Here is a 13,458-nt window from a genome sequence, read left to right as displayed (position 1 = left end):
ACCGGCGCCCTGCTGCGCAATGGCGATCCGGAGGCGGTGCCGAGGCGGCTGTTTGGCCGCCCCGATCCCGGAAGAGCCGCAGGTCCCGTGTCGGGCGGGCGCGGCTCCGCCTATTGCGTCAGGCGACCTGCTGTAGCGCCTGCACCTGCTGCGGCGACAGGTTCAGGCGCGCCGCGAGGTACTGCAGGTAAGACCGCTCCGCATCGCTGTCGGGATTCATGGACAGGGCCGAGGCCAGATAAACCTGCTCGGCCATGTCCTCCTCCCGCGCGGCGCGGACAAGGGCATCGGTGGAGATCGGGTTGCGCAGCTCATGCTCCACGACCCGGCGTTCATCCGGCCCGGCGCCGGCTTCGTCCAGCTTGGAGACGATGCGCTGCCGCTCCTCCTGGGTGATCTCGCCATCGGCATTCGCGGCGGCGATCATGGCGCGGATCAGCAGCAGGGCCTTCTGATCCTCCATCTGGACGTCAGGCATGGCGGACGCATCGGGCGCGTCCGGCTGCTGCGGGCGGAGCATGCCCGACAACCGCTCCCCCAGGGAGCCGCTTCCGCCGGCTGCGCCGCCCGGCTGGCTGGTAGCCCCGGACGAGCCCCCGCCGAAGATGCCGCCCAGGAGACCGCCGCCGGAACCGGCTGCACCGCTGCCGCCCTGACCGGGGTTGTTCTGCTGCCGATCCTGATAGGCCTTGTAGGCCAGATAACCCAGGGCGCCGAGCCCGGCCACCTTCTTGAAATCCATGCCGCCGCCCTGCATGCCCATGGCGCCGCCGCCCATTCTCATGCCGCCGGCTCCGCCCATCCCGAAGGGGGACGCCGAGAAGGCCTGCCCGCGGCGGCTTCGACCCGCCATTCCGGTGGCCAGCATGGTGCCCAGGATACCTGTCAGATCCGCCATGATCGTTTCCTCTGCTGTTTGGAGCAATTCCAACAGGGCAGCCTCAGGGCCGTTTCAGTCCCATGTGGCGGATGACGCCGACAGCAGAGGCAGCTTCATATAAGCGTCATGTAATGTTCAACCGGACGCTGATGCTCATACTACCAAATCTCAGTAAAGTCACAGTAACAGGCGCTTGCTATTCCTGTTGCTGGGCCTTCAATTGCTTAGAAGGAGCGCCCGACATGGCGGATCAGCCGAGGAAGGTGGGTGTCTATGACACCGACGGCACCAGTACGGCCCCGAAAACGGATGTGAAGGTCGAGCGGACGGAGACGGGCGGCAGCAAGACCCTGTGGTGGGTCATCGGTCTCATCATCCTGGCCGTCATCGTCGCCCTGCTCGTATTCTGACGGGAGCAAACGCATGGACTCCCGTCGGACTATTCCCCTGCACGAGGAAGTACTCTCCGTCGGGAAGAAGGCCGTGGAAACCTCGACTGTCCGCGTCGAGACCCATGTGCATGCCCGGGAGCAGACCGTCGAGCAGGAACTGGACAGCACGACGGTCGACATCGTCCGGGTTCCCGTGGGCCGGGTGGTCGAAACTGCCCCCGAGGTCCGCCAGGACGGCGATGTCCTGATCGTGCCTGTGCTCGAGGAGGAGCTGGTCGTCACCAAGCGGCTGATCCTCAAAGAAGAAGTCCACATCACGCGGCGGGTCAGCCGCCGCACCGAACAGATTTCGGCAACTCTGCGCACCGAAGAGGCCAGCGTGACCCGCGACGGGATGCTGGAGCGCAGCGACCAACCAAGCGAGGAGTGACCCCATGAGCGACAAGACCATTGTTGCGCTTTACGACGACGTGACCACGGCGAACCAGGTCCTGAGCGAACTCGATTCCGCAGGGCTCCGGCGGTCCTTCCAGGTGATGGGCGGGGCGCATGCCCAGTCCGCCGCCGACTTCGGGAATGACCGCGGCGTGTTCAGCAGCTTCGGGCACGACTATGACAGCCCGGGCAAGCGCGTCGGCACGCTGACCCGCCTGGGCGTTCCCCAGGCCGATGCGGAAGCCTATGCCGAGGGACTGCGCCGCGGCGGGGTGCTGCTGGTCGGCCATGTCAGCAGCAACCATTGCGACACGGCGATCGAGATCGTTCAGCGCCATGGTCCGGTGGATATCGACGACCGGCTGCGGTCCTATCGGGAGAGCGGCTGGTCCGGCTATGACGCCAGCTCGGAAGAGTATGACGCCACCCGCGCCACGGAAGAGCGCAGCCGTTACGGCTCCGGCCTGAGCCGGGCGGCGGCGTCCCTGCGCGATACGGACCGCACCTCGGCCGGCACCGCCACGGGCAATGAGGAGCACATCCCCATCGTCGAAGAGGATGTCTCGGTCGGCAAGCGCGCCGTCGAACAGGGCAGCGTTCGCGTGCGCAGCTATATTGTCGAGACGCCGATCGAGGAGCAGGTGCGACTGCGTGACGAAACCATCACGGTGGAACGTCGCGCGGTCACCGGCGCCTCCGCCGACATTCCGGCCGATGCCTTCCGCGAGCGCACCGTGGAGGTGACGGAGACGGATGAGGAGGCTGTGGTGAGCAAGCAGGCCCGCGTGAAGGAGGAGCTTGTTATCCGCAAGGATGTCGAGGAACGGGCACAGACTGTTTCCGACAGTGTTCGCCACACCGAGGTCGAGGTCGACGACAATCGCGGCACCACCGGCCGCCGCACCGATCGCTGATCCAGCAATAGAAAAGGGGGACGGCGATCCGCGGATCGCCGTCCCCTTCCGCGCGTCAGTAGCTGACCATTTCCATCGGACCGGCGGAGGAAACGCCTATAAGGTGGAGCTGGTGGGTAGAGGCATACGGGTCCTGGACGAGGGGGGATGCCTCCGTGACGGCCATCGTCGGAGCGCCCGTAAGCTTCAGCCAGTCGATGCGCGCATATTCCCCGACATCCTGGGTGCCGGCGAGCGTGATCTTGTCCCCGAACTTCAGATCCAGCTCGAAGCTACGGGTCTCGATGCCGCCATTGCCGCCGATCCCCTTCCATGACCCTACCGATTGGCCATTGACCAGCACCTGCCAGTTCGCCGCCCCGTCGTTCTCGTTCAGATAGCCGACATCCAAATTGTAATGGCCGTCCGTGCCGTTGAAGGTGCCCAGAGCCGTTCCGCTGCCCCGGACCATGATCAGCGTTCCATCGTCGGCGGCGCTGTGCTGCTCCTTCACGTATCCCTTGAGGCTGAGAGTGTCCGCCTGGGTGAGGCCGACGCCGATGGTCGGGCCATCGATCACGATCTGCTTTTCCAGCTTCAGCCAGTCGACCCGGGCATGCTCCCACTCGCCCTGGGCGCCGGCAATGGTGATCTTGTCGCCGGGCTTCAGATCCAGCTCAAAGCTGCGGATTTCGGTGCGGTCGACGCCGTCGGCGCTGCTTCCGGTCCAGGAGTTGACGACCTGTCCGTTGACCTTCACCGCGAAGCTGGAAACGCCGTCGAACTCGTCGACATAGCCGATGCTCATCTTGTACTTGCCAGCCTCGCCGGTGAAGCTGCCTGAAGCCTCGCCGCTGCCGACGACCTTGATCTGTGACCCTCCAGAAGCCTTGCTCTCCGTCTCCACCTTGTAGCCGCCGCTCAGGCTCAGCTTCTCGGCCTCGGTAATGCCGATGCCGATGCCCGGACCAACCGGCGTCGGCGCAGGGACAGGAGCAGGAGCAGGAGCAGGAGCAGGGGCAGCCACCTTCTCGACCTTCAGCCAGTCGACCCGGGCATGCTCCCAATCCCCCTGCGCGCCGACGATGGTGATCTTGTCGCCGGCCTTGAGGTCCAGCTCGAAACTGCGGTCTGCGAAGACATCGGCTGTTCCCGCGCCGGTGCCGGTCCAGGAGGTGACGGCAGTGCCGTTGACCTTCACCGTCCAGGTAGCGACGCCGTCGAACTCGTCCACATAGCGCACCGTCATCTTGTACTTGCCGGCTTCGCCGCTGAAGCAGCCGGACGCTTCTCCGGTTCCGACCACCTTGATCTGGGCGCCGCTGGATGCCTCCTTGTTCGCTTCCGCCTTGTAGCCGCCGCTCAAGGTCAGCTTCTCGGCTTCCGTCGTGCCGACTCCGATCTTCGCAATGGTCGGGCCTGTGTCGGGCTGCGGCGTGGTCGGGGCAGGAACCGGAGCGGGGGCTGGAGCCGGAGCCGGAGCCGGAGCAGGCGTGGCAACGGCGGCCTTCTCGACCTTCAGCCAGTCGACCCGGGAATGTTCCCACCCGCCTTGGGCGCCGGAGATGGTGATGACATCTCCAGTGTTCAGCGCGATGTCGAAGCTGCGGGTCAGGAACATATCGCTGCTGGTGGCGGTCCCAGTCCACGAATTCACGGCCTGCCCATTGACCTTGACCGTCCAGGTGGAGACGCCGTCGAACTCGTCCATATAGCGGAGGGTCATCTTGTAGGTGCCGGCCTCGCCAGTGAAGGTGCCGGACGCGTCACCGCTGCCGACGACCTTGATCTGTGCCCCGCTGGACGCTTCCTTGTTCGCCTCGGCCTTGTAGCCTCCGCTCAAAGTCAGCTTTTCCGCTTCAATCGTGCCGACGCCGATGTGGGCCAGGGTCGAACCGCTTCCCGGCTGTGGCTGGGACGGCGACGGGGCGGGGGCAGGCGCGGGGGCTGGCTCTTCGGGTAACGGCTCCGGCTCCGGCAGCGCTTCCGGCTCGGGCACGGGATCGGGTGCCGGTTGAGGGGCGGGGGCCGGCTGGGAGATGATCGGGGCATTGGCCGGAGCCGCCACCGACTTGGCGAAGATGAACATCTCCGGGCTGAGCTTGTCGATGGTCGTGTTCTTCAGCAGCAAGGCTTGGTCGATGTCCAGCCGCAGGATCACGTCCGATCCGACCTGGCTCAGCCAGGGCTTCACATCGTCGAAATGGGTGAAGTGGAAGCCTTCCAGTTGGATCTTGTCGGTGTTCCCGACACTGTTGGACAGGTCCAGGATGGTATCGTTGCCGTCGCCGTCGCGGATGATGAAGACATCCGTGCCCTTGCCGCCAAGCAATGTGTCATTGCCCTTGCCGCCCAGGATCTCGTTGTAAGGCGCATCAGAACCGATAAGGAAGTTGTTGCTGTCATTGCCGTTGACGTAGCGCGCCCAGTCGCCGGACAAGGCGACATTGGTATCGGTACTCGTCAGATTGTATTTCCACGACCAGGTGGTTTTCGCGCCGTCGCGGGTCAGCGGGGTGAACGCCTCAAGGCCCATCGGGGCCCAGTCGTCGGGCACGCCGACCACGGCATGGTCAACGGCCCTCTGGTAAGCGCGGATATAGTCGATCTTCATCTCGGCCGGGAACTGGGTCGAGGCATCGGGACTTCCGGGCCAGTAACCGCCGACGGCCAGATTGGCGATCATATAGACGGCCTGATCGAAGATGTGATTGGCTGTCTCGCCGACTTTGATGCCGTCGTAGTACCAGACGACCTTGTCTTCTTGCCAATCCATGCCATAGGTGTGGAACCCGTCCGAGCTGTCGAACAGGCCCTTGCTTCGCACAGCATAATCTTCGACCTTCTTGCCATCGGCGCCGATATAGTGGGAGGTGCCGTAGAGCTTGTCCGGTTCGTGGCCGAGAACCTCCACCACATCCAGTTCCGGCGGCCATTCCCCATCCACGGTCAGCAGCCAGAAGGCGGGCCAAAGGCCTTTGCCCTCCGGCATCTGGGCTCGGATTTCAAAATAGCCGTACTGCATGGAAAAGGACCGCTCGGACGTGATCATGCCCGACGTGTAGTTCATATTCCCGATCTGCGGCTTTATCTCGCTCGACGCCTCTTCAGCCCGGATCGTCAGGACACCATCCTCGACACTGAACGGGTTCAGGCCAAGGTTCTTATAACTCGGATCAACATAGAACTGCTGCTCGGCATTCCCCGAGAGCGTCCGCTCATCCCAATATCCGGAAGTCTTCCAGAAGCCATCGCTTTGGCCGAGCAGGCGCAAGCTGTCGAACTCTTCACCAAAAACCAACGTGTAGTTCGACATGTCGATCCGGTCGCTCATCGTGCCCATCCTGTATCGGTGGTGTAGACCCCACACCGGGTGGTTGTGGCTGGTCGGCACCTACTCATATCGAAAGGATTACAGAATCGGCTTCGCTCTTTAACGCAGCGTTCAAACCTGGGGCATCGGCTGTGACCAAAAAGGATCAAGGGCAAAAATGGGGTAAGTAGGAGGGTGATATAGAGGCAGGGTGGGGCGGGAAAGGGTCCTGTCGGCTTCCTAAATTCCGCCTGTCCGACTTTGATCACCGGCAAGTGGGTTGGTGCGCGCGCAAGGATTGTGCAGGTGCGACGGAATCCGGCGCTCGTTCCGCTGATCGTGACGCACATGCAGCTCACGGTGGGATCGCTATCAGCACGGATTCTGCTGTTATGTGCCCCCGCAGTAAGGCGACAGGCCTTCTGACCGGGCGCAACCCCTGGCGGTTTTCGCGCAAAGGTCTTCAGGGTCGTCAGGCCGGGAAAGGCATTGCCGCCGCGAGCATCCCCTGACCGCCACATGCATCATGGGTTGCTCATGATCACAGCCCAACCCGCATTCCCTGGCAAAATGGATTAACACCACCGGATTGCAGAAATAATCGCAGGCGGGATCGTCTGCTCTAGGTCGGGACGGCCAGGAACGATCCTCGAATGGCCTGCTCGGCTGTGCATTTCATGAAGTTAACATGGCGGTTACTTACAGAAGTGAGCGCTATGCTTTGGAAAGCGTCGTAGCCGGAGAGAACGATTCATTCAGCCCAGGACAACAGGGGCGAATTCTCAAAACGGGAAAGAAGGAGACGTGACATGCTTATTTCCAGGTCATCACCCCTGCTGGCGGTGCTCCTGACCTTGTCCGGGGCGGCGCTTGCCCAGGAGGTGGAGCTTGAAGGGCCGGTCGAGCATCTCGCTTGCGCCGAGGAGCAGGCCGGCGCTTGCATCCGGGCCACCATGAAAGTGGTGGGCACGACGGTCATCATTGAGAGGACGACGCCGATCACGACGCCCACGGCCGACCTCACTGGCATGCTGAACCTGCTGACGTCTGATGAGGACATCAACGGGAATAAAGGTTTCGGCGGGTTCGAGAATGGCTCCGCTGTCATTATCGGACAGCACGTCAACGGCACCGTGATCGCCGACGATGTCTGGGTTGAAGTTCAGGAGAATGTCCTGCTCGGGACGCTTACCCAAAACCGGCCGGGGCGGGGCGAATTCAGGGTCGAGGGCACTAAAGTCGTCCTGCTGCCGTCGGTATCCGAAGGCCCTTCCATTCCCGCGGGTCTAGCCTATTACGATGAGCGGCTGCCCGGATTGCCGCTGATGAATGATTACGGGTTCCGTATCAGGCCGGGAACGATCCCGCTGGGCTCGGCCGTCTCCGCAGAGGGCTATTACAAGGACGGCACCTTCTATGCCTTCCTGATGGAGGTGACCGGCGGCGAGATCGCCAACGCCGCCAATCCCCAGGTGAGCATCCTGCGCGCGCAATGCCGTGTCCGCGCCGCCAATGAGATCGAGCTGGAGGTGCGCGGCGGCACCTATATGGCCAATGGCCAAACCATCAGGATTTTCGCCCCGGGCCGGGCGGCGAACGCTGAACTGGGCCTGCCCGCCGTTCCGGCCGTGGATTACGGCACCATCACGTCCGTGGCCGATGTCGGTCAGTTCGGTCTCTACGATTTCGACGTCCGCATTGCGCCGCCCCGGGACCGGAGAGGCAATCCGACGACCGGCTGCCCGACACAGCTCAGGGCGCAGCTCAACGGCGGCTTCAATTCCAAGATCACCAGCGTGGATGTGCGCTGACGGGCGGCATCACCCTGCCCAACCGTGGAAGGGGCGGCCTGTAACTGCCCCTTCTCCCCTGATTCCGCTCGCGCGGGCATGGAGAAGGAGACGTCGATGAAACAAGCCATTCTCGCCACCCCGGTCAGGAGGCGCACCTTCGTCAAGACGGGTCTTTTCAGTGGCGCAATGATGACTTCGCTCGGCGCCGGCGCGCTGGCGAGCGATGACGAGATCGGTGAAGAACCGGACCACGACCGGACAGTTGTCCTTGAGATTCACGATGTTCTGCTGGAGTTGATCGACGGGAAACAGGTGTTCATGTACGCCTTTTCCCTGAAGGATGAGCAGCCGACCGTGCCGGGCCCGGTGATCCGGATCAAACCCGGCCTGAATGTCCGTTTCCGGGTGCTCAACAACAGCAGCCGCGCCCATGATTTCCAGATCCTGGGCATGGGTCCGTCCATGGGGCTAATCCCGCCGGGGGAGCGGGGCGAGGTCACCCTGACGGCCTCGCGATCCGGGACCTTCATGTATGTGGACCCGGAGAAGACGCCGGTGAACCGGGTTCTCGGCCTGCACGGCATCATCGTGGTCGACGGGGCGGAGAACGCCACCAGCAACGGCAAGCCCATGCCCTACGCGGCCGCGGACGCGCCGCCCGGGAGCGCGGTGGACGCGCTGTTCGGCCGGCTGGCGCAGAACCCGTTCCCCGGCAAGCGCTGGCGGCACGGGGCGGCCCGCGAGAAGGTCTGGGTCTTCAACCAGGTGGATGAGCGCTGGTGCGCCCGGGCACGGGCGGGCGAGGATTTCTCCGCCTCGGACTTCATGAACGACTTCCGGCCCCGCTATTTCACCATGAACGGCCACAGCGGCTACGATGCCGTGCACGACCCCGACTGCGTGCCGACCGGGGTGATCGGCGACCCGTTGCTGCTTCGCTGCGCCAATGCCGGCCTTGCCTGGCACTCCCCCCACATCCACGGCAACCATGTTTTCGAAGTCGCTTCCAACTATGCCAAGGAGGGGCCCTCCGTTCCGCTCTCCAATGTGATGGAGATCGACACCTGGACCATGCCGCCGGGCAGCATCGGCGACTACCTGCTTCCCTTCCGCAAGCCGCCGGATATTCCGGCTGCGAAATGGCCGATGACGCAGGAGCGGTTCCCGCTCGCCTATCCGATGCACTGCCACAACGAGATCTCCCAGACCTCCGGCGGCGGCTCCTATCCCATGGGGCTCGTCTGCGACTGGGTCATCGAGAGCGCCTGACATCCAGAAGAGGAGAAGCATCATGTCCGATGAGATCATTGTTGCGCGCCCTCCGGTGGATCCGGGCGCATTCGACGAGTTCGGCTGCCGCGTTTACGAGGCCAGCCCCTCCACGCCCGACAGGCTGACGCCGACCGTGAGGTTCCACCGGCAGGTCGCTGATTTCAGCGTCACGATGGCGGACGGAAAAGTGCTTCCGTTCTGGGGGTTCAAGGACCCCAACGAAAGCGGCGGCGACCGGATCTGGCCATCCAAGATCATCCGGGTGAACCAGGGCAGCGTGGTTCATTGCGAGCTGAAGCCGGCGAAGAACACCCACACGATCCACTGGCACGGGATCGAGCCGACGCCGATGAATGACGGGGTCGGCCACACCTCCTTCGAGGTCAAAAGCGATTATACCTACCAATGGTATGCCTCGCAGGCCGGCACCTACTTCTATCACTGCCACAAGAACACGGTGCTGCACTTCGAGATGGGCATGTACGGCATGCTGATCGTCGATCCGCCCAACGGTCCCGGCAGGCTCTATGCCCATCGTGGAGCGGATAACCTGTTTCCGCTGGAGCCGCGCGACCTGGCCTATGCGGCCGAGGCGATCTGGGTTTATGACGATGTCGATCCGCGCTGGCACACTCTCGACCACTCGGCCGGCATCTGCGGCGAGGATGTGGGGCTGGACCGGTTCGAGCCGAAATACTTCCTGTGCAGCGGCGTGCCGCATAACCAGACCATGACCAACGCCGTTACGTCCATCCATGTCGCCCGGAACAAGAATGTGCTGCTGCGAGTGTTGAATGCATCCTACAGCACGCTGAAGGTGACTTTTCCGTTCCGGTGCTACATCGCGGAAGCAGACGGACGCCCACTGCGATGGAATCCAGCGCAGGGCGACTATTCCCAGCCGAAGGTTATCGAGGCCGGGGAGTCCATCATTCTCACCACGGCGCAACGGCGCGGAATCATCGTCCGCGGCGCCGACCTGACGCCGAGCACCTCCTATACGGTGCGGGCGGATTTCCTGCACTGGGTGACCAACCAGCCGCACAGCGGAGGACAGGTTCTCACCAAGGTCAATGTGGCGAGGTAACGGACAACGGCAGTCTCGATTTCCAGACAGCCGCCTTCTTCGATATTCACTCGAATTAGAGAACTAAGTGGCTGTGTTCGATCTGAGGGAAACGCCTGTTGCCGTGGGGGAGGGGCCGCCTCTCCACGTGCGGCAGCTTGGCGGGCGGAGTCCAGCTGGCATCAGGCCTGGCCTGAGGCTAATTTCCGCCTTGTGCAGAAAAAACCCATTGACCGGTGCGGTGTAACCCCCTACATAGCCGCTCCGCCGCGGGACGGACCGGGCGGCGCTGCCGAGAGGCGGTGCTGCGGGTTGGGTCTGGCGGCGGCGTGGTGTCGAAGACGGTCCCGTCCTTATGGACGGCGCGGCCGGCCCGGAGAGGGAAAGCGGAGCGGGCCTTGGAAAAAGGCCTTGCACCGCGGCCCGGACGGGAGTAGATACCGCGGCCCCGGCGAGCGGGACGGGACGGCGGCGACGCGGTCTTGACCAAGGCTCGGACGGGGGCCAGATACAGGTTTCGCCCCAGCCTCTGACGAGGTTTGCCGGCCAGCCGCGAGGCGGGCGGCGCGGGGTGTTGGCGGCTTTCGGGCCGCAGCGGGTCTTGAACAACTGCATATGGTTTTGAGAAGGGATGCGCAGGCGGCGGTCTCTGGGTGCCGGCGGGAGCTGGTGTTTGGAGTGCCTTATAGCTTGTGCATCACGCCAAGAATGCTCTGACCTGTTCTGATGGAGACATCGGGGCGGGTGCTTCAGGAGACAATTCGGGTAGGATTTGCACCGGTTGAGGTGCTCCGTCGATGAGGATGTCGGCTTTGGCTGATATCCGCTTCAAACCTGAGAGTTTGATCCTGGCTCAGAACGAACGCTGGCGGCAGGCCTAACACATGCAAGTCGAACGAAGGCTTCGGCCTTAGTGGCGCACGGGTGAGTAACGCGTGGGAACGTGCCCTTTGGTCTGGGATAACGTCTGGAAACGGACGCTAATACCGGATGAGCCCTGTGGGGGAAAGATTTATCGCCAAGGGAGCGGCCCGCGTCTGATTAGCTTGTTGGTGGGGTAATGGCCCACCAAGGCGACGATCAGTAGCTGGTCTGAGAGGATGATCAGCCACACTGGGACTGAGACACGGCCCAGACTCCTACGGGAGGCAGCAGTGGGGAATATTGGACAATGGGGGCAACCCTGATCCAGCCATGCCGCGTGAGTGATGAAGGCCTTCGGGTTGTAAAGCTCTTTCGCACGCGACGATGATGACGGTAGCGTGAGAAGAAGCCCCGGCTAACTTCGTGCCAGCAGCCGCGGTAATACGAAGGGGGCTAGCGTTGTTCGGAATTACTGGGCGTAAAGGGCGCGTAGGCGGCGCTTCAAGTCAGATGTGAAAGCCCCGGGCTCAACCTGGGAACAGCATTTGAGACTGGAGTGCTTGAGTTCCGGAGAGGTGGGTGGAATTCCCAGTGTAGAGGTGAAATTCGTAGATATTGGGAAGAACACCGGTGGCGAAGGCGGCCCACTGGACGGATACTGACGCTGAGGCGCGAAAGCGTGGGGAGCAAACAGGATTAGATACCCTGGTAGTCCACGCCGTAAACGATGTCGGCTAGACGTTGGGGCTCTTAGAGCTTCGGTGTCGCAGCTAACGCATTAAGCCGACCGCCTGGGGAGTACGGCCGCAAGGTTGAAACTCAAAGGAATTGACGGGGGCCCGCACAAGCGGTGGAGCATGTGGTTTAATTCGAAGCAACGCGCAGAACCTTACCAGCCCTTGACATGCCTGGACCGGCGCAGAGATGCGCTTTCCTCTTCGGAGGCCGGGACACAGGTGCTGCATGGCTGTCGTCAGCTCGTGTCGTGAGATGTTGGGTTAAGTCCCGCAACGAGCGCAACCCTCATCGTCAGTTGCCATCATTTGGTTGGGCACTCTGGCGAAACTGCCGCTGACAAGGCGGAGGAAGGCGGGGATGACGTCAAGTCCTCATGGCCCTTACGGGCTGGGCTACACACGTGCTACAATGGTGGTGACAGTGGGCAGCGACCCTGCGAAGGGAAGCGAATCTCCAAAAGCCATCTCAGTTCGGATTGCACTCTGCAACTCGGGTGCATGAAGTTGGAATCGCTAGTAATCGCGGATCAGCACGCCGCGGTGAATACGTTCCCGGGCCTTGTACACACCGCCCGTCACACCATGGGAGTTGGCTTTACCCGAAGCCGGTGCGCTAACCCGTAAGGGAGGCAGCCGACCACGGTACGGTCAGCGACTGGGGTGAAGTCGTAACAAGGTAGCCGTAGGGGAACCTGCGGCTGGATCACCTCCTTTCTAAGGAACCGGCTCATCCGCCGCCCCGCCTGAGATGTTCAGGCCCTGGGTTTCCAGGTAAGGGGCCGCCGCCGGCGCATCCCTTCTCAACGGATCATGAGCAACCTGCCCCCGGCAGTCGGGCTTGTGGCTCTGGGCCCCGGATCGGGGTCCGGGGCCGAAGCCTCCGACCCAGGGGCTCGGAAGCTTCGGGCTAGTAGCTCAGCTGGTTAGAGCGCGCGCTTGATAAGCGTGAGGTCGCAAGTTCAAATCTTGCCTGGCCCACCATACCCGGGGGCGTAGCTCAGTTGGGAGAGCGCGTGCTTTGCAAGCATGAGGTCGTCGGTTCGATCCCGTCCGCCTCCACCAGGTTCTTGGTGTCGAGGGGCGGGGAGAGCCCGGCCCCCTTGTGATCCGATGAGAAGACAGCAGATTGCCCGTGGGCATGGCGCATGGCGCCGGCCCTGGGCATTGGAGGCACCGGCCTCCGGTTCTTGGGACATTGTGAAGAAGGTAAATGCAAGTGTGACCGAGGGAGGTCCGCTGGCCTGGGAAGGCCGGTTTGGATCTCCAGGGAACTGCACTTTCAGGTGCGCTTGCGTGTGGGGTTTCCCCTGCGCGTGGGGCATCATGAGAGGATCAAGCGTAATAAGGGCATCTGGTGGATGCCTTGGCACTGAGAGGCGATGAAGGACGTTGCACGCTGCGATAAGCCATGGGGAGCCGCGAGCAGGCTATGATCCGTGGATTTCCGAATGGGGCAACCCACCGCGCAAGCGGTATCCCAAGCTGAATCCATAGGTTTGGGAGGCGAACCCGGGGAACTGAAACATCTAAGTACCCGGAGGAAAGGACATCAACCGAGACTCCGCTAGTAGTGGCGAGCGAACGCGGACCAGGCCAGTGGTCTTCTCTACATAACCGGAACCGTCTGGAAAGTCGGGCCAGAGCGGGTGATAGCCCCGTACGGGTAAACCGGAGAAGATCCTTGAGTAGGGCGGGACACGAGACATCCTGTCTGAACATGGGGGGACCACCCTCCAAGCCTAAGTACTCCTCAGTGACCGATAGTGAACCAGTACCGTGAGGGAAAGGTGAAAAGCACCCCGACGAGGGGAGT

General features: G+C 62.7%; 8 protein-coding genes, 2 tRNA genes and 2 rRNA genes (1 of these 12 running past the window's edge). 10 read left to right on the top strand and 2 right to left on the bottom strand.

Annotated features, from left to right (window positions below):
- Window positions 1-118: 118 nt before the first annotated feature.
- Window positions 119-898 carry a tellurite resistance TerB family protein gene (locus DOL89_RS20885; RefSeq protein ID WP_119681255.1) on the bottom strand — a complete coding sequence of 260 codons (780 nt, stop codon included), beginning with the start codon at window positions 896-898 and terminating at the stop codon, window positions 119-121.
- A 224-nt stretch (window positions 899-1,122) separates the two neighbouring features.
- On the opposite strand from DOL89_RS20885, the gene DOL89_RS25115 reads away from it, so the two are divergent.
- Genes DOL89_RS25115 through DOL89_RS20875 form a run of 3 tightly spaced genes read left to right on the top strand, consistent with a single transcriptional unit; the run spans window position 1,123 to window position 2,621 of the window.
- On the top strand, window positions 1,123-1,290 hold the full coding sequence (locus DOL89_RS25115; RefSeq protein WP_162937745.1) for a hypothetical protein: 168 nt from the start codon (window positions 1,123-1,125) through the stop codon (window positions 1,288-1,290).
- 13 nt (window positions 1,291-1,303) lie between these two features.
- Complete coding sequence (locus DOL89_RS20880) at window positions 1,304-1,702, top strand: YsnF/AvaK domain-containing protein (protein WP_119681254.1); 399 nt, start codon at window positions 1,304-1,306, stop codon at window positions 1,700-1,702.
- A gap of 4 nt (window positions 1,703-1,706) precedes the next feature.
- Window positions 1,707-2,621, top strand: a complete 915-nt coding sequence (locus DOL89_RS20875) for a YsnF/AvaK domain-containing protein (RefSeq protein WP_119681253.1) — start codon at window positions 1,707-1,709, stop codon at window positions 2,619-2,621.
- Window positions 2,622-2,676: 55 nt separating this feature from the next.
- On the opposite strand, the gene DOL89_RS20870 is transcribed toward DOL89_RS20875, so the two are convergent.
- Window positions 2,677-5,934 (bottom strand): family 16 glycosylhydrolase, encoded by a 3,258-nt coding sequence (locus DOL89_RS20870; protein ID WP_162937744.1) that lies wholly within the window; start codon window positions 5,932-5,934, stop codon window positions 2,677-2,679.
- A 788-nt stretch (window positions 5,935-6,722) separates the two neighbouring features.
- On the opposite strand from DOL89_RS20870, the gene DOL89_RS20865 reads away from it, so the two are divergent.
- From DOL89_RS20865 to DOL89_RS20835, 7 genes are all read left to right on the top strand, one after another.
- Window positions 6,723-7,724 carry a hypothetical protein gene (locus tag DOL89_RS20865; protein ID WP_119681251.1) on the top strand — a complete coding sequence of 334 codons (1,002 nt, stop codon included), beginning with the start codon at window positions 6,723-6,725 and terminating at the stop codon, window positions 7,722-7,724.
- A 96-nt stretch (window positions 7,725-7,820) separates the two neighbouring features.
- On the top strand, window positions 7,821-8,975 hold the full coding sequence (locus tag DOL89_RS20860) for a cupredoxin domain-containing protein (RefSeq protein WP_119681250.1): 1,155 nt from the start codon (window positions 7,821-7,823) through the stop codon (window positions 8,973-8,975).
- 22 nt (window positions 8,976-8,997) lie between these two features.
- On the top strand, window positions 8,998-10,065 hold the full coding sequence (locus tag DOL89_RS20855; RefSeq protein ID WP_119681249.1) for a multicopper oxidase domain-containing protein: 1,068 nt from the start codon (window positions 8,998-9,000) through the stop codon (window positions 10,063-10,065).
- 809 nt (window positions 10,066-10,874) lie between these two features.
- Window positions 10,875-12,359, top strand: a 16S ribosomal RNA gene (locus DOL89_RS20850).
- A 190-nt stretch (window positions 12,360-12,549) separates the two neighbouring features.
- A tRNA-Ile gene (locus DOL89_RS20845) sits at window positions 12,550-12,626 on the top strand.
- Window positions 12,627-12,631: 5 nt separating this feature from the next.
- Window positions 12,632-12,707 (top strand) — tRNA-Ala (locus DOL89_RS20840).
- Window positions 12,708-12,975: 268 nt separating this feature from the next.
- A 23S ribosomal RNA gene (locus DOL89_RS20835) occupies window positions 12,976-13,458 on the top strand; it runs 2,266 nt beyond the window's last position.
- The 16S and 23S rRNA genes sit together here with 2 tRNA genes alongside, the layout of an rRNA operon.

Source organism: Indioceanicola profundi (assembly GCF_003568845.1).
GTDB classification, from domain to species: Bacteria; Pseudomonadota; Alphaproteobacteria; order Azospirillales; family Azospirillaceae; genus Indioceanicola; species Indioceanicola profundi.
Note: the sequence above shows the minus strand (reverse complement) of the source record. Positions and strands in the feature narration are given on the sequence as shown.